22 protein-coding genes are annotated in these 20,512 nt (G+C 69.2%); 11 read left to right on the top strand and 11 right to left on the bottom strand.

Going from position 1 to position 20,512, the window contains the following annotated elements; all coding sequences use genetic code 11:
* Positions 1–12: 12 nt before the first annotated feature.
* The 4 genes from ACIBK4_RS03185 (at position 13) to ACIBK4_RS03200 (ending at position 3,298) form a co-directional block, all read left to right on the top strand.
* The gene (locus ACIBK4_RS03185; RefSeq protein WP_398991572.1) at positions 13–951 is read left to right on the top strand and encodes a diiron oxygenase; all 939 of its coding nucleotides are present in this window, start codon (positions 13–15) and stop codon (positions 949–951) included.
* 173 nt (positions 952–1,124) lie between these two features.
* Complete coding sequence (locus ACIBK4_RS03190; RefSeq protein WP_398991574.1) at positions 1,125–1,772, top strand: TetR/AcrR family transcriptional regulator; 648 nt, start codon at positions 1,125–1,127, stop codon at positions 1,770–1,772.
* 10 nt (positions 1,773–1,782) lie between these two features.
* Positions 1,783–2,097, top strand: a complete 315-nt coding sequence (locus tag ACIBK4_RS03195; protein ID WP_398991576.1) for a hypothetical protein — start codon at positions 1,783–1,785, stop codon at positions 2,095–2,097.
* A gap of 103 nt (positions 2,098–2,200) precedes the next feature.
* Complete coding sequence (locus ACIBK4_RS03200; RefSeq protein ID WP_398991577.1) at positions 2,201–3,298, top strand: NlpC/P60 family protein; 1,098 nt, start codon at positions 2,201–2,203, stop codon at positions 3,296–3,298.
* Here ACIBK4_RS03200 and ACIBK4_RS03205 read toward each other — a convergent pair.
* The 5 genes from ACIBK4_RS03205 to ACIBK4_RS03225 are packed head-to-tail and all read right to left on the bottom strand — an operon-like array spanning position 3,295 to position 8,980.
* A complete protein-coding gene (locus tag ACIBK4_RS03205) occupies positions 3,295–4,545 on the bottom strand; it encodes a styrene monooxygenase/indole monooxygenase family protein (RefSeq protein WP_398991579.1) in 1,251 nt (416 codons plus the stop codon). The genes ACIBK4_RS03200 and ACIBK4_RS03205 overlap by 4 nt on opposite strands.
* 50 nt (positions 4,546–4,595) lie before the next feature.
* Positions 4,596–5,279, bottom strand: coding sequence for a GTP-binding protein (locus ACIBK4_RS03210; protein ID WP_398991581.1), 684 nt, complete (start codon positions 5,277–5,279; stop codon positions 4,596–4,598).
* The gene (locus ACIBK4_RS03215; protein ID WP_366433912.1) at positions 5,260–5,673 is read right to left on the bottom strand and encodes a DUF742 domain-containing protein; all 414 of its coding nucleotides are present in this window, start codon (positions 5,671–5,673) and stop codon (positions 5,260–5,262) included. Before ACIBK4_RS03215 ends, ACIBK4_RS03210 begins: the two co-directional genes overlap by 20 nt.
* Positions 5,670–6,173 carry a roadblock/LC7 domain-containing protein gene (locus tag ACIBK4_RS03220; RefSeq protein WP_366433911.1) on the bottom strand — a complete coding sequence of 168 codons (504 nt, stop codon included), beginning with the start codon at positions 6,171–6,173 and terminating at the stop codon, positions 5,670–5,672. Before ACIBK4_RS03220 ends, ACIBK4_RS03215 begins: the two co-directional genes overlap by 4 nt.
* Positions 6,170–8,980: a nitrate- and nitrite sensing domain-containing protein gene (locus ACIBK4_RS03225; protein WP_398992930.1), complete on the bottom strand. Its 2,811-nt coding sequence runs from the start codon at positions 8,978–8,980 to the stop codon at positions 6,170–6,172. Before ACIBK4_RS03225 ends, ACIBK4_RS03220 begins: the two co-directional genes overlap by 4 nt.
* 353 nt (positions 8,981–9,333) lie before the next feature.
* On the opposite strand from ACIBK4_RS03225, the gene ACIBK4_RS03230 reads away from it, so the two are divergent.
* Entirely contained in the window at positions 9,334–10,122 is a 789-nt protein-coding gene (locus tag ACIBK4_RS03230) for a protein phosphatase 2C domain-containing protein (protein WP_398991584.1), read from the top strand.
* 77 nt (positions 10,123–10,199) lie between these two features.
* Here the strand turns inward: ACIBK4_RS03230 and ACIBK4_RS03235 are convergent, their stop codons facing one another.
* Complete coding sequence (locus ACIBK4_RS03235) at positions 10,200–10,745, bottom strand: MarR family winged helix-turn-helix transcriptional regulator (protein WP_398991586.1); 546 nt, start codon at positions 10,743–10,745, stop codon at positions 10,200–10,202.
* Positions 10,746–10,982: 237 nt separating this feature from the next.
* Here ACIBK4_RS03235 and ACIBK4_RS03240 point away from each other — a divergent pair, with 237 nt between their 5' ends.
* Positions 10,983–11,801, top strand: a complete 819-nt coding sequence (locus ACIBK4_RS03240; RefSeq protein WP_398991588.1) for a lysozyme — start codon at positions 10,983–10,985, stop codon at positions 11,799–11,801.
* Between the two features lie 99 nt (positions 11,802–11,900).
* On the opposite strand, the gene lon is transcribed toward ACIBK4_RS03240, so the two are convergent.
* Positions 11,901–14,318: an endopeptidase La gene (gene lon / locus ACIBK4_RS03245; protein ID WP_398991590.1), complete on the bottom strand. Its 2,418-nt coding sequence runs from the start codon at positions 14,316–14,318 to the stop codon at positions 11,901–11,903.
* 315 nt (positions 14,319–14,633) lie between these two features.
* Between lon and ACIBK4_RS03250 the strand changes: the two genes are divergently transcribed.
* Together ACIBK4_RS03250 and ACIBK4_RS03255 are read left to right on the top strand one after the other, a co-directional pair.
* Entirely contained in the window at positions 14,634–15,059 is a 426-nt protein-coding gene (locus ACIBK4_RS03250) for a DUF4259 domain-containing protein (protein WP_398991592.1), read from the top strand.
* 46 nt (positions 15,060–15,105) lie between these two features.
* Positions 15,106–15,510: a hypothetical protein gene (locus ACIBK4_RS03255; protein WP_398991594.1), complete on the top strand. Its 405-nt coding sequence runs from the start codon at positions 15,106–15,108 to the stop codon at positions 15,508–15,510.
* A 48-nt stretch (positions 15,511–15,558) separates the two neighbouring features.
* Here the strand turns inward: ACIBK4_RS03255 and ACIBK4_RS03260 are convergent, their stop codons facing one another.
* The 4 genes from ACIBK4_RS03260 to ACIBK4_RS03275 form a co-directional block, all read right to left on the bottom strand.
* Positions 15,559–16,695, bottom strand: a complete 1,137-nt coding sequence (locus tag ACIBK4_RS03260; protein WP_398991596.1) for a hypothetical protein — start codon at positions 16,693–16,695, stop codon at positions 15,559–15,561.
* Positions 16,696–16,786: 91 nt separating this feature from the next.
* Positions 16,787–17,254 (bottom strand): hypothetical protein, encoded by a 468-nt coding sequence (locus ACIBK4_RS03265; protein WP_398991597.1) that lies wholly within the window; start codon positions 17,252–17,254, stop codon positions 16,787–16,789.
* A 3-nt stretch (positions 17,255–17,257) separates the two neighbouring features.
* The gene (locus ACIBK4_RS03270) at positions 17,258–18,565 is read right to left on the bottom strand and encodes an AAA family ATPase (protein ID WP_398991599.1); all 1,308 of its coding nucleotides are present in this window, start codon (positions 18,563–18,565) and stop codon (positions 17,258–17,260) included.
* A 65-nt stretch (positions 18,566–18,630) separates the two neighbouring features.
* Complete coding sequence (locus ACIBK4_RS03275; RefSeq protein ID WP_398991601.1) at positions 18,631–19,062, bottom strand: ATP-binding protein; 432 nt, start codon at positions 19,060–19,062, stop codon at positions 18,631–18,633.
* Between the two features lie 148 nt (positions 19,063–19,210).
* On the opposite strand from ACIBK4_RS03275, the gene ACIBK4_RS03280 reads away from it, so the two are divergent.
* The 3 genes from ACIBK4_RS03280 to ACIBK4_RS03290 are packed head-to-tail and all read left to right on the top strand — an operon-like array spanning position 19,211 to position 20,470.
* Positions 19,211–20,062, top strand: coding sequence for a helix-turn-helix domain-containing protein (locus ACIBK4_RS03280; protein ID WP_398991603.1), 852 nt, complete (start codon positions 19,211–19,213; stop codon positions 20,060–20,062).
* Positions 20,063–20,072: 10 nt separating this feature from the next.
* A complete protein-coding gene (locus ACIBK4_RS03285; RefSeq protein ID WP_398991605.1) occupies positions 20,073–20,270 on the top strand; it encodes a DUF397 domain-containing protein in 198 nt (65 codons plus the stop codon).
* A gap of 11 nt (positions 20,271–20,281) precedes the next feature.
* Complete coding sequence (locus ACIBK4_RS03290) at positions 20,282–20,470, top strand: DUF397 domain-containing protein (RefSeq protein ID WP_398991607.1); 189 nt, start codon at positions 20,282–20,284, stop codon at positions 20,468–20,470.
* Positions 20,471–20,512: the final 42 nt, after the last annotated feature.

Consider the following 20,512-nt stretch of genomic DNA (forward strand, 5'->3'; position numbering starts at 1 on the left):
GGTGGGAGAACCATGACGACCCTGACCGAAGCCGACGCGGTCGACGGGCTGCGGGATGCCCTCGGCCTGCTCAAGGACCGGGAGCAGGTCGCCGAGCGGTTGCTCGCGTCCTCCGCCAGGCACTCCTTCGATCCCGACAAGGAACTCGACTGGGACGCGCCCTTCGAGGACGGGAAGTGGTTCTGGCCGCCGGAGTTGGTGTCGCTGTACGGCACGCCGCTGTGGAAACGGATGGGTGAGGAACAGCGGATCCTGCTCTCCCAGCACGAGGCCGCGGCGCTCGCTTCGCTGGGTATCTGGTTCGAGCTGATCCTGATGCAACTGCTCGTCCGACACATCTACGACAAGGCGGCGACGAGTGCGCATGTCCGTTACGCCCTCACCGAGATCGAGGACGAGTGCCGGCACTCGAAGATGTTCGCGCGGTTGATATCGCGGGGCGAGACTCCCTGGTATCCGGTGAGCCGGGCCCATCAGAACCTGGGGCGGCTCTTCAAGACCATCTCCACGACGCCTGGTTCGTTCACGGCGACGTTGCTCGGGGAGGAAGTCCTCGACTGGATGCAGAGGTTGACGTTTCCGGATGAGCGGGTGCAGCCGTTGGTCCGTGGTGTGACCCGTATCCATGTCGTCGAGGAGGCGCGTCATGTCCGGTACGCCCGGGAGGAGTTGCGGCGGCAGATGATCACCGCGCCGCGGTGGTCGCAGGAGTTCACGCGGGTCACGTCCGGGGAGTTCGCTCGGATCTTCTCCATCGCGTTCGTCAATCCCGAGGTGTACACGAACGTGGGGCTTGACCGGGCTGAGGCGGTGGCGCAGGTGCGGGCGAGTGGGCATCGGCGGGAGGTCATGCAGACGGGTTCGAAGAAGCTGACGGACTTCCTTGACGACATTGGTGTGCTGCGGGGTGTCGGGCGACGGCTGTGGAAGGCCTCGGGGCTGCTGGCTTGATTTCAGAGTGCGGCCCGGTGGGGGCTGGTCGCGCAGTTCCCCGCGCCCCTTAAAGACAGGCCCGCTGCAACAGGGGCATCTTTTTGGGGCGCGGGGCTGTGTCGATATGCGGCTCCGCCGCGTGGGCGCGACCAGCCACAACGCGCCCGCACCCGCCCGACTACCCTGCCCCCATGCCCCCTACCACCCCCGCATACCGTCGACTGGGCGTCGAGGAGCGGCGCAGCCAACTCCTCGAAGCCGCCCTCACCCTCTTCGCGCACCGCGCCCCCGAGGAGATCTCCCTCGACGACGTGGCGGAGGCGGCCGGGGTCTCACGCCCCCTGGTGTACCGGTACTTCCCGGGCGGCAAGCAGCAGCTCTACGAAGCCGCGCTCAGGTCCGCCGCCGACGAACTCCAGCAGTGTTTCGACGAACCCCGCGAAGGCCCGCTCCTCCCCCGCCTCGCCCGCGCCCTGGACCGCTACCTCGGCTTCGTCGACCAGCACGACGCCGGTTTCAGCGCGCTGCTCCAGGGCGGCAGCGTCGTAGAGACGTCTCGTACGACAGCCATCGTGGACGGCGTCCGCAGGGCCGCCGCCCTGCACATCCTCAGCCACCTCGGGGTCACCGACCCCGGCCCCCGCCTGCGCATGACCGTACGGATGTGGATCACGGCCGTGGAAGCCGCGTCGCTCATCTGGCTCGACGAGGACAAGCAGCCGCCGCTCGACGAGTTGCGGGACTGGCTGGTCGAGCAGTTCGGGGCGGTGCTGTCGGTGACGGCGCGGCGGGACCCGCAGACCGCCGCGCTGGTCCGGGGCCTCGCGGCGGATGGCTGACACTGGTGGCGTGAAGAGCGAAGAGACCCCGTTCGAGGGCGGCCCGATGGACGGGCGTTCCCTGCCCATCCTGCTCGGCCCGACCGGAACCCCGCCGAAGACGTACCGCATCCCGGTCCCCGACGACGCCGGCGGCCCGCCCACGGTCCTCGTGTACCGCAGGGTCCCCCGCGCCCACAGCAAACGCCTCGGCCTGCCGAAGGGCTGGAAGTACGAGTACGACCCGGAAGGCAAGCGCGGCAGCGGACTCAAGTGGCCATGGTCCAAGCCCGACTCCGCACCAGACGCCACGCCGGGCGGCAAGCCGGACGACACCCACGGGTGACCGAGTTACGCCGAACCGCGCACACCCGGCGCGCGGACCCGCCGCCCCCGGCTGATGCTCACGGTGCGGGGCGGAAGGCCCGCCGCGCACCGGAGGTGATGACGTGTCAGGAAGGCTTCTGCGTCTGGTCTGTACGGCAACGGTGGCGGCCGGCACCGTCCTCGCACCGCTGCCCGCCGCGGCCGTACCCGAACCCCAGGCACCCGGACAACGTCCCGTGGCCGAACTCCTGACGGACCTTCAGACCCTCTACCAGGACGCCGAACAGGCCACGGAGACGTACAACGCCACCGAGGAGAAGCTGAAGAAGCAGCGCGCCGAGGTCGACCGGCTCGACTCCGAACTCTCCCGCGCCCGCCTCTCCCTCCACGACAGCCGGGGCACCGCAGGACGCCTGGCCCGCGAGCAGTACCAGAACAGCACCGCCATCTCCCCCTACGTACGACTGCTCCTCGCCCGCGATCCCCAGCACGCGCTCGACGAGGGCCATGTCATCGGCCAGTTGGCGCGGGAGCGCGCCGAGACGATCGGCCGGCTGGTCGGCAGCGAGAAGAAGAGCGACGGCCTGGCCCGCGCGGCCCGCAAGGCCCTGGACACCCAACTCACCCTGGCCACCCGCGAGAAGAAGGCCCAGGACGACGTCCGCAAACGCCTCGCCGACGTGGAGAAGCTCCTGACCTCCCTCACCCCCGACCAACTCACCGCCCTGGCAGCCTTCGAGAAGACCGACATCGACAAGTCCCAGCAGAAGCTGGTCACTTCGGGCGCCCTGGGCGACGACACCCGCGAACCCTCCCGAGAGGGCGACCGGGCGTTGCGTTACGCCGTCCAGCAGATCGGCAAGCCGTACGAGTGGGGAGCGGAGGGCCCGAAGACCTACGACTGCTCAGGCCTGACGTCGGAGGCATGGAGTCACGCGGGCACCCCGATCCCGAGGACGAGTGAAGAGCAGTGGGCGCAGCTGCCGAGAATCCCGCTCAGCGAACTACGCCCGGGCGACCTGGTCATCTACTTCCCCGAGGCCACACACGTGGCGTTGTACCTGGGCGCGGGCCAGGTGGTTCAAGCCCCCCGCACAGGCGAGAAGGTCCAGGTGTCACCTGTGGCGTCCTACCCCATCCTTGGAGCAGTTCGTCCAGATTCTTTGCCTGAAGGGGCGCGGGGAACTGCGCGACCAGCCACGACGAAACCCGCAGCCTAGGCCGTCACAGAAGCCAGGTACGCCCCCGTCTTCTCCGGCTCATAGAAGAAGTTCTCAAAATCAGCCGGGTCATCAAACCCGTTGGCGAACCGATCCGCCACCGGCGGCAACTGCCCAGCCGCACCTATGAGGTTGAGAATGTGCTCCGGCGGCGGAGACAACATCGCGTTCGTCCACTTGGTGACATGCTGCGCCGTGTCCCAGTACCGCTCGAACGTCGCCGTCATCCAGTCCCCGTCGAACTCCTTCTCCCCGTGCTCAAGAATCGACGCGAGGTAGGAAGCCGCGCACTTGGACGCTGAGTTGGACCCCTGGCCGGTGATCGGGTCGTTCGCGACGACGACGTCCGCGACGCCCAACACCAGGCCACCACCGGGGAGTTGGCCAACGGGGTTGCGGACGGTGGGGGCGTAGCGGCCGGCCAACGTGCCGCCGGCGTCCGTGAGTTCGACGTTCCGCGCCCGCTCGTACTCCCACGGCGTGAACTTCTCCATGAGTTCCAGGGTCAGGGAGAGGTGTTGGGCCGGGTCCTTGATGCCGTTGAAGACGTCCAACGGGCCGCCGGGTATGCCCTCCCAGAACAGGATGTCCGCGCGCCCGGACGTGGTGAGCGTCGGCATGACGAACAACTCGCCCACGCCCGGCACCAGGTTGCAGCGGACCGCGTCGTAGTCCGGGTGCTCCGGACGCGGGCCGAGACCGTGGACGTAGGAGACCGCCAGCGCGCGCTGCGGCTCGGTGTACGGGGACCGCTCCGGGTCGCGGGCGAACATCGAGACCAGCTCGCCCTTGCCCGCCGACACCAGCACGAGGTCGTACGTACGGGAGAAGTAGTCGAGGTCGCCGACTGCCGCGCCGTGGATGACCAGTTGGCCGCCGCGCTGGGCGAACGTCTCCATCCAGCCGGCCATCTTGACCCGCTGGTCGACCGACTGCGCGTACCCGTCGAGCTTGCCCACCCAGTCGATCGCGCGCTGTGTCGGCCCCGGGTCGTGCGAGCCGGGGGCGGCGACCGAGACGCCGAGTCCTTCGATCTTCGGGGCCTGGGACTCCCAGAAGTTCAGCTGGAGATCGCGCTCGTGCTGCAGTGCCGTGTGGAACATGCACTGCGTCGACATGACCCGCCCGGAGCGGATCTCGTCCGCCGTCCGGTTGGACATCAGGGTGACCTCGTACCCGTGCGACTGGAGGCCGAGGGCGAGTTGGAGACCGGCCTGACCGGCTCCTACGACGAGTATCTTCCGCATACGGGTGGTGGCTCCTTGGTCGCGACGGCTCGGGGACTGCTGCTCGGGAACTACTCGGGGGTGACGTCCAGCGCGTGGCCGACGAGCGCGAGCAGGGTCTCGATGGCCGAAATCCGCCGCCGCGCATCCATGATCATGACAGGCACGTGCGCGGGGATCGTCAGCGCCTCCCGCACGTCCTCCGGATCGAACCGCTCGCTGCCGACGAAGTGGTTGACCCCGACGACGTACGGCACCCCGCAGCTCTCGAAGTAGTCCAGCGCGGGGAAACAGTCCTTCAGGCGGCGGGTGTCGGCCAGGACGACCGCGCCGATCGCGCCGCGTACCAAGTCGTCCCACATGAACCAGAAGCGCTGCTGTCCCGGCGTACCGAACAGATAGAGCACCAGGTCGTCGTCGAGCGTGAGGCGGCCGTAGTCCATGGCGACCGTGGTCGTCATCTTGCTCGGGGTGGCCGTGAGGTCGTCGGTGTCCTCGCTGGCCTCGGTCATCAGCGCCTCCGTCTGGAGGGGCTGGATCTCGGAGACGGCGCCGACCATGGTGGTCTTGCCGACGCCGAAACCGCCGGCCACCACGATCTTCGCGGCGACGGGCGCGCGCGTGCGGTCCTGCTGCCAGGGCCGCAACTGCTCCTCGTCGTCGAGGAGTTGCTTCTCGTCGTTGCGCGGTCGCTGCTCGTCGTCGAGGAGCGGGGAGACGCCGTAGGCGGCGGCGTCAGAGACGGCGGAGTCCACTCAGCACCTTTTCCAGCAGAGCGCGGTCAGGACGGCCCGTACCGTGAGCGGTTCCGGTTCCGTACACACGGATCTTTCCCTGGTCCGCGAGATCGCTCAGGAGCACGCGGACCACACCGAGCGGCATCTTCAGCAGCGCGGCGATCTCGGCCACCGTGCGCATACGGCGGCAGAGTTCGACGATGGCCCGCATCTCCGGCATCACCCGGGTGTTGAGGGAACCGTTCGTCAACTCCTTGCGCTCCTCCGGGGCTTCGAGCGCCGCGACGAAGGTCTCCACGAGGAGGACATGGCCGAATCGGGTACGGCCGCCGGTGAGCGAGTAGGGGCGTACCCGGGCGGGTTTGCGGTCGCCGCCGCGCACCGGGAGTTTGTTGGGCGTACCGCCGCTCATCGCGCACTCCCCGAGGTCGCGTCTTCGAGGGATTTCCGTAGCTCGCTGCGGAGTTCGGGCGTCAGGACGTGGCCGGCGCGGCCGACGAAGAGTGCCATGTGGTACGCCACGACGCTCATGTCGCAGTCCGCGGAGCCGTGTACGCCGAGCAGCGAACCGTCGCTGATCGACATCACGAAGAGGCTGCCCTCCTCCATCGCGACCATGGTGTGCTTCACCGGTCCTGAGTCCATCAGCTTCGCGGCGCCGATGGTGAGGCTGCCGATGCCGGAGACGATGGTGGCGAGGTCCGCGGCGGAGCCTCGCGGGCCCTTGCGCTTGGCTTCGAGGGCCTCTCTGGCCTCCGTGTTCCTTCCCGGATCGGAGGAGAGGAGCAGCAGGCCGTCGGAGGAGACGACCGCGACCGACTGGATGCCGGGCACCTCCTCGACGAGGTTGCTCAGCAGCCAGTGCAGGTTGCGGGCTTCACTGCTCAGTCCGAAGGTACTGGGCGCGGTCAACTGCTTGCCTCCTCGACGGTGCCCCCCGTGGGTTCTTCGGATCGTGCGGGTGCGCTTCGCGGTGCCGGGACCGGGTTCTGGCCGGTCTTTTCGGCGATTTCCGCTTCTACGTCCTTGTAGCCCGCGGAGGCGCCCGCGCGGAAGCCGCCCAGTCTGCGGCGCAGGGCGTCCGCGTCGACCGTGCCGGTCCGCTGGCGCGGGGCTTGGGCGGGTTGGGTGAGCTTGGGGGTGCGTTTGGGGAGGCCCTTGTCGGTGACGCGGTCCTCGTCCTGGGCTCGTTCGTGTTCTACGGCTTCGGCTTCGCCTTCAGCCGTAAATTTGTTCCCACCCGCACCGCCCGTGGCGCCATCGTTGTCGGGTGCGGGTGGCCCCTGTGGGGCGAACTCGCCGTCGGCGGCCGACCGTTCGTCCGGGGCGGCTCGGTCCTCCGGCGTCAGCGGGAGCAGGAGTTCCATCGTCATCTCCGCAGGAGACTCCGCCGGGATCTCCACCGGATTTCCCACCGGATTCCCCACTGGATTTCTCACCGGAGCCTGCACCGATGTCTCCGACGGAGTCTCCCGTACCGCCTTCTCCGCCAGCGCCACCAGCGGGTCCGTGTGTTCCGAACGGCCGTGCAGGATGTTGGAGTTGACCTCTGCGGAGGCGCCGGGGAGGGAGTAGGAGTGGGTGTCGCCGAGGGCCGGGGTGGAGGACGGGACCGCCGTCGTGGGGGCCGGGGTCAGGAGGGGGCTGGGAAGGACCACCACCGCCGCGATGCCGCCCTGTTTCTGGTCGCGGAGTTGGACGCGGACGCCGTGGCGGTGGGCCAGGCGGGCCACTACGTACAGGCCCAGGCCCAGGCCCTCCTCGCCCTCCTGGTCGTAGGGGGAGTCCGGGTCGAACTCGGTGAGGCGGTGGTTGAGGCGGGTCATGCGGTCGTCGGTCATGCCGATGCCCTCGTCCTGGACGGAGAGCATGACCTCGCCGTTCTCCAGGAGCCAGCCGGAGATCTCGACGGGGGCGTCCGGCGGGGAGAACGACGTGGCGTTCTCCATCAGTTCGGCCAGGAGGTGGCTCAGGTCGTCCGCCGCGAAGCCCGCCACGTGCGCGTGCGGGGGCAGTGCCGAGATGCGGACGCGGTCGTAGCGCTCGATCTCGCTGACCGCCGCGCGGACCACGTCGACCAACGGGACGGGTCCCGCGTGCTGTTGGACGTGTTCGGTGCCGGCGAGGACGAGGAGGTTCTCGCTGTGGCGGCGCATGACCGTGGCGAAGTGGTCGAGCTTGAAGAGGGTGGAGAGGCGGTCGGGGTCCTGCTCGCGCTCCTCCAGGCCCTCGATGACGGCGAGTTGACGCTCGACGAGGCCCAGGGTGCGCAGCGCGAGGTTGACGAAGGTGCCGCCGATGCTGGTGCGCAGGCGCTCCAACTGCGTTGCGGAGTCGGTGACTTCAGCGCGGAGTTCCTCACGGGCGTCGGCCATCTTCTGGCGCTGGCCGACGAGGTGCTTGCGGTCGGCCTCCAGGGTGGCGATGCGCTCGTGGAGGGCGGCGGCGTGCGCGTGCAGGGCGTTGACCGAGCGGACGACCTGGGCGAACTCGTCGTTGCGGCCGGTGAACTTGATGGGCTCCTCGGCCGCCGGGTCCTCCGCCTCGGCCAGCCGCGTCGAGCCGCGGCGCAGGACGGAGAGCGGGCGGGTGAGGGTCCGGGCCATGGCCGTCGCGATGCCTACGGCGAGCAGCATGAGGGCGCCGAGGATCGCGATGCGCAGTTCCAGCGCCTTGACGTCGTCGTCGCGGAGCTGGGCCAGGTCCTTGGCGCGGTCCACGTAGAGCGCGGACTCCTCGCCGCGCATCAGGTCGACGCGGGCGGACAGCGCCGCGTCGAGCTTCTTCGTGCTGGTGTCCAACTGGCTGTCGGAGAGGGTGGGTTGGGCTGTGAGGGAGGCCAGGTACTTCTCGGCGGAGTTGACCTCGGACCCGGTGACCGTGGAGTCGTAGCCCTCGACGGCGTCCTTCGTCGCGCTGTCGCGGAAGTCCGCGAGGGCCGCGTCGGAGCGCAGCCGGGCCTGCTGGGCGGCGGCGCTGAGGGCGTCGCGCTGCTTGCTCTGGGCCTTGGTTGAGGTGGTCTCGGTGACGGAGAGACCGGTGATGGGGCTGATGACCGTCTCGGTGGTCGTCGGCACGTTCAGGGCGGCGAGGAGCAGTCCCCGTGCGGCGGCGGCCTGTTGGACGGCGGCGTCGAGCTCGGCGAGCGCGTAGGCGCCGGAACCGGCGCGCGGCGGCATCTTCTCCGCCAACTCCTCGGCCAGCCGGTGCAGTTCGGTGATGGCACCGGAGTACGCGACATGCGCCTCCAGCGCGCTGCTCTGACCGGTGAGCGCGGCCCGTCGTACGGCGGCGACGTCGTCGAGGTCCGAGCGGAGCGCGGCGGAGATGTCGGTGTCGGCGCGGAGTTCGTCGACCTGGCGGTCGACGCGGGCGCTGTGGTCCTCGTCGGGGGCCTGGGACTTGGGGCGTCCGGCGGCGATGTACGAGGTGACCGCGTCCCGCTCGTCGGCGAGGGAGTGGGCCAGCGACAGCGCGTCCTGGGTCTGTCCGGCGAGCGTCACCAGGTCCTGGGAGTCGCTCAGTTGACCCGAGGCGGTGATGAGGGAGGGCACACCGGCCGCGGCGATGGCGGCGGCCACGACGGCCACCGCGATGATCAGCCGGTTGCGGACGTGGGTACGGCGTCCCTTGCCCGCGGGGTCGGGCACGGCGGCACCGGTGGCGCCCCCCTGAGGGGCCGTCTGCTTGCCTGTGCGCCGCGGCCGCTTGTTCTGCACCGGTGCTCGCATTCCTGACTCGTGATACCCATGGGCCCGGGTGACGCTCCGTCATCCCGGTACGGCGACCCTCCCAGTGCCGGTAGGCAGTGGTCGCGCATCGTCCGGCCCGCCACCCGAAGGAGTGAACCCCGGACGGGAGTTGGCGGGCAAGTTCCGGCGGCCGCCCCAAGGGGCCTGGGCGCCGCGCCGGTTGGACGTGAGCGGCGGGCTTTGGCAGGATTCGCCGCCACGTATTCCCGGAGTGATCCATTCCAGCCCAAACCAGGCGTCTGACCTGCACTCCTGCGGCTATTCGACCATGAGTGCCAAGCTTTTGCGGAGCCTGTGAAGAGGTCGTGCAGACTGGCCGTATGCGTACGGAACTTGTGTCGGAACCCGGCGACCCGGACCGCCCCAACGAGGACTTCGCGAGCGTCGGCCTTCCGGCCTCGGGACAGGGCGGTTCGCTGATCGTCCTGGACGGAGTCACCCCGCCGAAGGGCGAGACGGGCTGTCTGCATTCGGTCCCCTGGTACACCGCGCGCCTGGGTGGCGCACTGACCGAACTGACCGTTTCCTACCGGGATCTGAGCCTGCCGGAGATTCTCTCCCGGGCGATCCTCCGAACAGCTGAGGCCCACGCCACCACCTGTGACCTTTCTCACCCACGCACCCCACAGGCAACGGTGGTGCTGGCCCGCTGGTCCCCCCAGGACGTCGAATACCTGGTCCTCTCGGACTCGGCCCTGCTGGCCGAATCACCGGCCGGCGAGGTGACCGTCGTCCTGGACGACCGCCTCTCCCGCCTCCCCCGCTCCGCTCTCGCGACGGACGCCATGATCGACACCACGCTCCGTAACAAGGAGGGCGGCTTCTTCACGGCCGCCGCCGATCCCTCGGTCGCGGCCCGGGCGGTGACGGGCTCACTCCCCCGCGCCGACGTCCGCACCCTCGTCGCCCTGACGGACGGGGCGACGCGCTGGGTGGAGAAGTTCGACCAGGGCGACTGGACGGACTGCTTCGCTCTCGTACGGAAGGAGGGGGCGGCGGAGTTGATCGGCCGGGTCCGGGCGCTGGAGCGGGCCGACGCGGAGGAGCGGACGTATCTGCGCCGGAGCAAAACGCACGACGACGCGACGGTCGTGTACGCCGAGCTGTGACCGGCGGCGCCTAGGCCTCCAACGGCGGTGTCACTTCTCCCCCGCACCTCGAACCCCGAACGGCCGCCACCCCGGTGTCACTTCTCCATGACCCCGTTCAACTGGTGGATCAGGCGGGCCAGTTCGGCGACCTCGCGGCGGTCCCAGTGGGAGAGCTGGGTGACGTAGCGCGCCCGCCGGGCCTCGCGGACGTGGGCGACGCGGCGGCGGCCCTCGTCGGTGAGGTCGACCAGCCAGGCGCGGCCGTCCGCCGGGTCGGGCTCGCGGGCGATCAGCCCCAGGTCCTCCAGGGCGCGCAGCTGGCGGGACATCGTGGCCTTGCCGACGCCGATGTAGGCGGCCAGTTCGGTGGCCCGCTGGCGTCCGTACTCCTCCAGCCGGACCAGCAGGCCGTACGCGGCGGACTCCAGGTCGGGGTGGACCTCGCGGGCCATCTCACCCTGGTTGGCCCGGGCCCGCCGGAAGAGGAACGTCAACTCGCGCTCCAGGGACAGGTATTCGTGGTCGACAGCGAGTCCGTCGGGGCCCACGGGCGGCGCGCCGCCCTCTCCGGAGAGGCCGCCGCCGTCCACGGGAAGCCCGCCGCCGTTCCTGTCCTCACCCTTGTGCACGTCAGCACCCATTGGTCCGCTTTCCCGCTCGTGAAAGTTTCCGCCAAACACCGTCATCGCCGCAGCTCCGCCAGTATTTCGCAGGGCTAGACCAACGGCAGCGTCGAGACCCCCTTCCCAGGCGGTCTCGTCGGTGCGTAGCTTCCTTACCAGGCAACGACTGGCATGGCCACGCCATCATCACCGCTCCTTCCCCCACTCCCCCACCGCGCCCCACCGCGCCCTCGGAGGCACGCCATGCCCGCGCCCATGCCTGTGCACAGACCCCGAACACCACGCCTGCGGTACCTCTCCCTCGCCCTCGCCCTCTCCGGCATCCTGCTGGCGGGCCTCTCCCACCCGGCCGGCGCCGCCACGGTCCCCGCCCGCGGCTCGGCCTACCTGGGCATCGGCGTCCTCGCGCACGACGGCCAGGACGGCACCCCGACCGGCGGTGACGCCACCCAGACGGAGGGCGTCGACGTCAGCGGCTACCAGGGCAACGTCGCCTGGTCGACCCTGTGGAGCAGCGGGGTCAAGTGGGCCTACACGAAGGCGACCGAGGGGACGTACTACACGAACCCGTACTTCGCCCAGCAGTACAACGGCTCCTACGGCGTCGGCATGATCCGCGGCGCGTACCACTTCGCGACCCCGGACACGACGAGCGGCGCCACCCAGGCCAACTACTTCGTCGACCACGGCGGCGGCTGGTCCAAGGACGGCCGCACCCTGCCCGGTGTCCTCGACATCGAGTGGAACCCGTACGGCGCGTCCTGCTACGGCAAGTCGGACGCGGCGATGGTGAGTTGGATCGCCGACTTCCTCTCCACGTACAAGTCCCGCACCGGCCGCGACGCGGTGATCTACACGGCGACGAGCTGGTGGAGCGACTGCACGGGCAACTCCAGCGCCTTCGCGTCCGCCAACCCGCTGTGGATCGCGCGGTACGCCTCGGACCCGGGGACGCTGCCGGCGGGATGGGGCTTCTACACGATGTGGCAGTACACGTCGTCCGGGACGACGGTCGGGGACCACGACAAGTTCAACGGCGCGCTGGACCGGGTGGTCGCGCTCGCCAACGGCTGACGAGCCCTCCGTACAACGGCTGACGAGCCCTCCGTACTACGGCGAAGGCCCGGACCTCCCTTGAAGAGACCCGGGCCTTCACTCATCCGATGGCGTCCGTCACGCCGCCACCGGAACCTCCGACGTCGCGCCGTTCGTCGCCGGCGCGAGCGCCAGCTCCAGGACCTGGCGGACGTCCGTCACCGCGTGGACGTCGAGCTTGTCCAGGACCTCGGCCGGGACGTCGTCCAGGTCGGGCTCGTTGCGCTTCGGGATGATGACGGTGGTGACCCCGGCCTGGTGCGCGGCGAGCAGCTTCTGCTTCACGCCGCCGATCGGGAGGACCCGACCGGTCAGGGAGACCTCACCCGTCATCGCCACGTCCGTGCGGACCAGGCGGCCGCTGAGCAGCGACGCCAGGGCCGTCGTCATCGTGACACCCGCGCTCGGGCCGTCCTTCGGCACCGAACCCGCCGGGAAGTGGATGTGCACGCCCCGGTCCTTCAAGTCGCCCACGGGCAGCTCCAGTTCGGCGCCGTGCGAGCGGAGGAAGGACAGGGCGATCTGCGCGCTCTCCTTCATCACGTCACCCAGCTGACCGGTCAGGGTCAGACCCGCCGCGCCCGTCTCCGGGTCGGCCAGCGACGCCTCGACGTAGAGGACGTCACCGCCCGCGCCGGTGACCGCGAGTCCGGTGGCGACACCGGGTACGGCCGTACGGCGCTCGGCCGGGTCCTGGGCGGACTCGGGCACGTGGTGCGGCCGTCCGATCAGGGCGCGCAGGTCGGCGTCGGTCACCGTGAACGGCAGCTCGCGCCGGCCCAGTTCGTGCTGGGCCGCGATCTTGCGCAGCAGCCGGGCGACGGACCGCTCCAGGGTGCGGACGCCCGCCTCACGCGTGTACTCGCCGGCGAGCTTGCGCAGCGCGCTCTCGTCGATGACGACCTCGTCGTCCTTGAGCCCCGCCCGCTCCAGCTGACGCGGGAGCAGGTGGTCACGGGCGATGACGACCTTCTCGTCCTCGGTGTAACCGTCGAGCCGGACCAGTTCCATACGGTCGAGCAGTGCCTCCGGGATGGCTTCGAGCACGTTGGCCGTCGCCAGGAACACCACGTCGCTCAGGTCGAGTTCGACCTCCAGGTAGTGGTCGCGGAAGGTGTGGTTCTGCGCGGGGTCGAGCACTTCGAGGAGCGCGGCCGCCGGGTCGCCCCGGTAGTCGGACCCCACCTTGTCGATCTCGTCCAGCAGGACCACCGGGTTCATGGACCCGGCCTCCTTGATGGCACGCACAATCCGACCGGGCAGCGCACCGACGTACGTACGCCGGTGACCACGAATCTCGGCCTCGTCCCGCACGCCACCGAGCGCGACCCGGACGAACTTCCGCCCCATCGCATGCGCGACGGATTCCCCGAGGGAGGTCTTGCCAACACCGGGCGGCCCCACAAGAGCGAGCACGGCACCACCGCGCCGCCCCCCGACAACTCCCAGTCCCCGCTCCGCGCGCCGCTTGCGCACGGCCAGGTACTCGGTGATGCGCTCCTTCACGTCGTTCAGACCGGCGTGCTCGGCGTCGAGGATCGCCTTGGCGCCCTGGATGTCGTACTCGTCCTGAGTCCGTTCGTTCCACGGCAGTTCAAGAACGGTGTCGAGCCACGTCCGGATCCACGACCCCTCCGGCGACTGGTCGGAGGACCGCTCCAGCTTCTCGACCTCCTTGAGCGCGGCCTCACGAACCTTCTCGGGAAGATCGGCGGCCTCGACGCGGGCGCGGTAGTCATCGGACTCCTCGCCGTCGCTCGTGTCGCCGTTGAGCTCACGCAGTTCCTTGCGGACGGCTTCGAGCTGGCGCCGCAGCAGGAACTCGCGCTGCTGCTTGTCGACGCCTTCCTGCACGTCCTTGGCGATGGTCTCGGCAACGTCCTGCTCGGCGAGGTGGTCGCGCAGGTGCTGGGTGGCGAGCTTCAGCCGGGCGACCGGGTCGGCGGTCTCCAGCAGCTCGATCTTCTGTTCGGTGGTCAGGAAGGGCGAGTAACCGGAGTTGTCGGCGAGCGTGGACACATCGTCAATGGCCTGCACGCGGTCGACGACCTGCCAGGCCCCGCGCTTGCGCAGCCACGCGGTGGCCAACGCCTTGTATTCCTTGACCAGTTCGGCAACGGACCCGGGCAAGGGCTCGGGCAGGCTCTCGTCGAGCGCGGTGCCCTCGACCCAGAGCGCGGCACCGGGCCCGGTGGTCCCGGCCCCGATCTTCACGCGGCTACGGCCGCGGATCAGTGCACCCGGGTCACCGTCGGCCAGCCGGCCGACCTGCTCGATGGTGCCGAGCACGCCGGTGCTCGCGTAAGTCCCGTCGATGCGTGGCACCAGCAGGACCTTGGGCTTCCCGGGCTCGGACCGCGCGGCGGCCTGAGCGGCCTCCACGGCGGCGCGTACATCGGTGTCGTTCAGGTCCAGCGGAACCACCATTCCGGGCAGCACGACCTCGTCGTCGAGCGGCAGCACGGGCAGGGTGAGCGGTGTGGACGTCGAAGCCATGATCTCCCCTTAGGCAGTCAAGTTGAGCTATGCCGACTCAATGCTTGGGCGTCTTCGATTGTTCCCCACCGGGTGTTCGCCGTGAGCGATCAGAGGCAGTGCCCCGGGCTCTGTGCAGGTGAACACGGAAATGGGGTGGGGGCTTCCCGGGGAACGGGGTGCGTTGGAGGGGTGCGCCGACGGGGTGGCCGGGGCTTGACGCCCGATCTCGCCGGTCGCCTTCGGCAGTCGCCCTCGGCGGCCGTTGTCAGTGGCGCCTGCCACGATCCCCGGACGCGACGCCATCACGATCAGGATCACGATCAGGAGAGACGCATGGGCACCTGGGACGTCGGCCCCTTCGACAACGACACCGCGGCGGACTGGTGCGGCGACCTCGATGACGCGTCGCCGGAGGAGCGTCAGGGCTTGGTGCGGGACACGCTCACCCGGGCTGCCGACACCGTAGACCTCCTCGACGCGCGCGTCGGCGACGAAGCCGTCGCGGCAGCGGCCCTGGTCGCCGCACAATGCCCCGGCGGCGAGCCCGCGCACCCCGTCTACGGACCGGACGAGCCGCTCCCCGACCTCACCGGTCTACGCGCCCTCGCCCTCCAGGCCCTCGACCGCGTCATGACCGAGCCGTCCGAACTCCTGGAGCTCTGGGACGGACCGGACGGCACCCCCTGGCGGGTGGCCGTCGGCCGACTCCGCAACACGCTCGCACCCTCGCCGCCAGGAGAACAGCTCAGCCTCACCTGAACCCCCACCGACAGCGCAACCGCCCGTTCCTCATCAGGAAGGCCACATGAGCTGGGACGTTCTTCTCCTCAACCTGCCCGACGACATCACCTCGGCGCAGGACATACCCGACGACTACGCCCCGCGCCCACTCGGCCCACTCCACGAGGTCCTCGCGGCCGTGAGCAGGGCCGAGCCCTCAGCCGACCTCACGGATCCCACCTGGGGCGACCTCACCGGACCCACCTGGTCCATCGAACTCAGCATCGGCTCGGATGATCCCGTGGACTCGATCATGCTCCACGTCCGCGGCTCCGGCGACGACGTGCTCCCCTCCGTCTTCCGCCTCGCGGACGCCTTCGACTGCAAGGTGCTGGACTGCTCCTCCGGAGAACTGATCACTCCGGGAGGACCCTCGGGCTGGCACGCGTTCCAGGAGTATCGCGACGGCATTGTCGACACCTCGCGCTGACTCACGGCAAGCACAAGGCAGGGTCGCTCCACTGCCCTGGCCGGGCACCTACGGTTCCAGCACCACCGAGCGCGTCCAGGTGCCGTCGGCCAGGGCGGCGAGGACTCGGCGCTTGATCTCGGCGCGTCGGGGGCTGCTGACGAGCGACATGGGCAAATACCCGTCCCGCTCCTCGTGAGGGCGCAACTCGGCGCGGATGAACGCGTACTCGGACGGATGTCCTTCGACGAGGAGCCGACTTGCCGCCGCTTTGGCTTCGGCCCCGGCGATCACGTGTGGACTCTCGCGCGTCCGTTCGCGCAGCACCTGGTTGACCTGACGGAGACACCGCTTGCACTCCAGGCGTCGCTGCTGGACGGCAGCAAGGAAACGCCGGGCATTGAGTACACCGGTCGCTTCCGCGTGAGGGAGCCGGTAGAAGTCGTCCGGAAGTGATCCGAGCGCGTGGGGTGACTCCGCGCGGGCACGCTCCGCGGTGCTGTCGGCCAGTCCTCGCAGCGCGTTCTCCCACCGGCCCAGCATCAGGGGATGGCGCAGCGCCAGGTTGCGCTCCTCTTGATCCTTGGCGTCATCGGCCGCCGCGAGTCTCACGGCCATGTCGTCGGCGGCGAGCAACGCCTCGACCTCCCCGGAGCGCGGCGCGACGATCCGGCCATGGGTGACGGCGTATGCGATCTGCTCATGCACGTCGCTGAAGGAGGGCTCCTCGTACCCGTCGTCCATATTCAAGCGAGTGCGCTCTCGCCGAAGAAGCTCCGCGTGCTCGTCCGGAAACGCGTTCCTGAGCCAACCCTGAGCGGTGACATGGGAGTTCGTGCCGTTCTTGCGTTCCACGCTGTTGTGGAAGTCGTTGCGACGGAGTTTTTTGACCAGCACGCTGGCTTCGTTGCCGCGAGCACGAACGCGACGCAGGCGGTGCTCGGTGATCTCCAGGCGAGGATCGCCGGTGTAACGCATCCGCTCAGTGGCCACCTGCAGTTCCCCGGCCGCGCAGAACAGGGCGTCCTGCCAGTCCTCCCGCCATTCGGCCTTGCGCAGCAGCCGACGGGTGCGCTGCGGGACGAACCCGCTCGTGGCGTCCGCGAGGGCCACGGCAACAAGGTTGTCGAAGCTCTCCGTGATCAACGGTACGAGCTGATCAGTCGGGATGCGCTCGACATCGGCGAGTCGCAGCCTCTCCCCCATGGCCTTCTCCTTCGATCCAGCACCCTTCTGGGCACCGTATCCAGATCTGCGGAGTCAGTCGGTGACTTTCTGTGATGCGACTGGGTCCCGGTCAGGAATAGCTCGCGAGCTGTTCGTCGAGAGTCCAGACCTCGGCTGTCGTGCCGGAGGTTCGTTCCAGATAGCGGTTGCGCTCCGCGAGGATGCTCACATCGCCGCAGCCGAGGCGCTGTGAGGCCAATTCGACGAGAGTGGCACCGGTGCCGGCGCCGCCGATGAGGTCGAGCAGGTGCACCTCGTCCCATTCGACGCGGTTGAGGTTCCAGGGAGCCTTGCGCTCGACCACCATGCGCAGCACTTCCGAGAACCTCTCGGCGCAGCTCCTACGTAACCGCCCGTCGGCAATCTGGGCGATGTGGTTGCCGGTCTCGATGACAGCGGTCACCGGCAGGATCAGGTCATGGCTCTTGCGCCGCTCGGTCAGTTCCGTAAGGACGGACTTCCGGTCCTGGTCCATGTGCGGCACGGCGAGCAGGTTGCAGAGCACGGAGGTGTCCACGAAGGCGACGGGGCGGGCCATGGGTCAGCCGATCCCCATCAGCCGGTCGAAGTCGGAGTAGTCCCGTTCCTCGGGCCGCAGCGGGAGACGGCCCCGGGCGACTACGTCACCGAGCCGCCCCTCCGCCATCGCCGCCGCGTATCCGTCGATCTCCGGCAGCCGTTGCAGGCGGCTGAGACCTGCTCCCGACTCCCGGTCGCACACGATCACTCCGCGATGGTCGTCGCCAGAGAGCGCGGAGAGCAGCGCTGGACTGTGGGTGGTGACCAGCACCTGTGTCCGTTCGCGGGCCACGGCCTGGTGCAGCAGATCCAACAGGAGGTTGGCCTGCGAGGGGTGCAGACCGTTCTCCAGTTCCTCGACGACCAGGGTGAGGCTGGGTTTCGCACTTGGTCCGACGTCGATATCGACGCCGTGCCGACCAGTGATCAGCGCGGTGGCGATCGCGAGGAACCGCAGCATGCCGTCGCTCATTTCCCGTGCCGGGGTGATGCCGCCCTGGCCTTCGTCGACGACGAGCATGACGTCGTCGAGGTCTGACCGCGTGGTTCGCAAGTGTTCGATGGGGTGCTCGGCAATGCGGCGCAGCGCGGCTTCGAGCTGGGCGAACTCTTCCGGCGCCCGCTTGGCGATACGGCCGACCGTCGCTGAGAGGTTCTCCGCGCTGCGCCGCAGCTCGGCGTCGCGCGCGGGCACGTATTGGCGCATCAGGTGCGGCACAGGGTCCAGGTGGAACACCCCACGCAACGCACCGAGCACTACGTCGGCCGCCTCGATCATGTCGCCTTCCAACACCAATTCGGAGACGAATCCGCCGGCGACCTGAGAACAGAGCAACCGGTCACCCTTCAGCGACAGACGAGCCTTCCACTCGGAGCCGTCGGCGTACCGCTCGATCACGATGCTTCCGCTGCCCGACTCCGGAGCCAGGGAGCGGAGCAGCATCGGCTGCCCATCACGCATCCGGCCGGACAGCCGCTCAGAGATGATTCGCACGTCAGGGCGCACCTGTACGGCCACGTCGAGCATCGCGGGCGCACCCCAGGGAGTGTCCACCGTGCAGCCGAGCTCAAAGACGTCCGACCCGTGCGGCGGGCATCCTTCGAGCCCTCCGCGCACGGCGCCGATGTCACGGCGGCGGCCGTCCAGGGCGCCCCGGACGTCCTCGCCCCAGGCCAGCCGGGACAACACGTCGAGTCCGTCCAGCGCATTGGACTTCCCGCTGCTGTTCCGCCCTATGAGCACGGTCAGCGGCTCCAGCGGGAGCACGGCGTCTCGGAAGGTCTTGAAGCGGGTGAGCCGCACTTCGGAGACCGTTGCCAGGTGGGACAAAGAGGACCTCCTCCTCAGCTGCCAGCAGCCTACTTGCCCTGCACCGGACCCGGCCAACGACACTGTCACGCCGCCACGCACCCCGGCACACCCCACATCAGCTCGAACCACACGACCTTGCCCTGAGCCGGCCCCATCACAAAGCTCCCCCACGCATCGGCGCAGAGCTCCACGAGGGCGAGCCCGCGACCGCCTTCGGCGTACGGCTCCGGGCAGCCCGCCGTATACGGAGGCAGGAACCCCGTGTCCCAGACGCTGGCCCGCAGCCGCTTGTCCGCCCACTTGAGGCTGAGGGAGGCGGGGCCGGGGGCGTGACGCCAGGTGTTGGTGAGCAGTTCGGAGGTCAACAGGACGGCGGTGTCGGCGAGTTCGGGGAGGGCGTGACGGGCGAGGACGGAGCGGACGGTGTCGCGGGCGATGGCCGGGGCGAGGGGGTCGTGGGGGACGCGGAGGGTGTAGCGCCATTCGGAGGGGGGTTCGGGGAGACGTCCGTCCATGGCAACTCCTGGCTGACATAGGGAGATTGGCGGTCCTGTGACCGACCAGGCACTCACCGTAGAGCAGGCCGGGAAACATCTGCTACCACTTCGCGCTATTTCGTCTACGACTAGACCCGATCGTGTGGCGCGGGCAAGACTGTCGCCTATGCCACCGAGGACATCTCCGACCCTGCGACAGCTGCGACTGGGCACCGAACTGCGGCGCATGCGCGAGCAGTCGGGGCTCAGCATCAACGAAGCGGCCACCGAACTCGGCGTCAGCCGCACGCACATCACCAACGTGGAGCTGGCCCGCTTCGGAGTGAGCGAGCAGCGGGTGCGTACCCTCGCCGCGATCTACCGCACACCGGACGAGTCGTACGTCGACGCTCTGGTCGGCATGGCCCAGGACCGCAGGTCCGGATGGTGGGAGGAGTACAGCGGCGCCCTCGCCACGGGGGCGCTGGACCTCGCCGAGCTGGAATTCCACGCGGTGAGCCTGCGCATGTTCGGTCTGGTTCACGTGCCGGGCCTGCTCCAGACCGAGGAGTACGCCCGTGCCGTACTGGCAGAGCGAGTGCCGCCCTGGCCCGGCGCCGAGCTGCGCCGGCGGCTCTCGTACCGGATGAAACGGCGCGACATCCTCGACCGGGACGATCCGCCCGCGTGCACGTTCTTCCTCCACGAGGCAGCGCTACGGCTGCACTTCGGCAGCCCCGACATCATGCGCGCGCAGTTGAAGGAGCTGGTCGAAGCCTCACGTCGGCGGAACGTCACCGTACGCGTCATCCCATTCGGCGCGGGCGGCTTTCCGGTGCCCGGACTCACCATGTCGTACGTCTCCGGCCCCGTGCCCCAGCTCGACAGCGTGCAGCTCGACACCGCGATCGGCGCCGAATTCCTCGATGCGCCCACCCAGTTGGCGAACTACCGTGTGCTCGTGGAGCGCATCACCAAGGCCGCGCTTCCGCAGAGGGAGTCACGTGAGTTCATCCACTCCGTGGCACAGAGCATCTGAAGGCGGGAACATGCCCAGGTTCACTTGGCAGAAGTCGTCCTACTCCGGCTCGGCGGACAACAACTGCGTCGAACTCGCGGCATCGGACACCACCCTCGCCCTCCGCGAAAGCGACGCCCCCACCGTCGTACTCCACACCCACCTCCCCCAACTCGCCGCCTTCCTAGGGCACATCAAGGCCACCTCACCCCGTACCGCGTCTCCGTGAAAGTTGAGGACATGCCCGAGATCACCTGGCAGAAGTCGTCCTACTCCGGTTCGGCGGAGACGAACTGCGTTGAAATCGGCGCCACTCCACACACCCTCGCCCTCCGCGAAAGCGACACCCCCACCACCGTGCTCCACACCCACCACCCCCAACTCACCGCCCTCCTACGCCACATCAAGACCACCACCCCCCGCCGATAACCAGTTGCCCCGGCTCACCCACCCCCTCGTACTGTCGCCCGG

It is taken from the genome of Streptomyces sp. NPDC050528, assembly GCF_044457795.1.
Classification (GTDB): Bacteria; Actinomycetota; Actinomycetes; order Streptomycetales; family Streptomycetaceae; genus Streptomyces.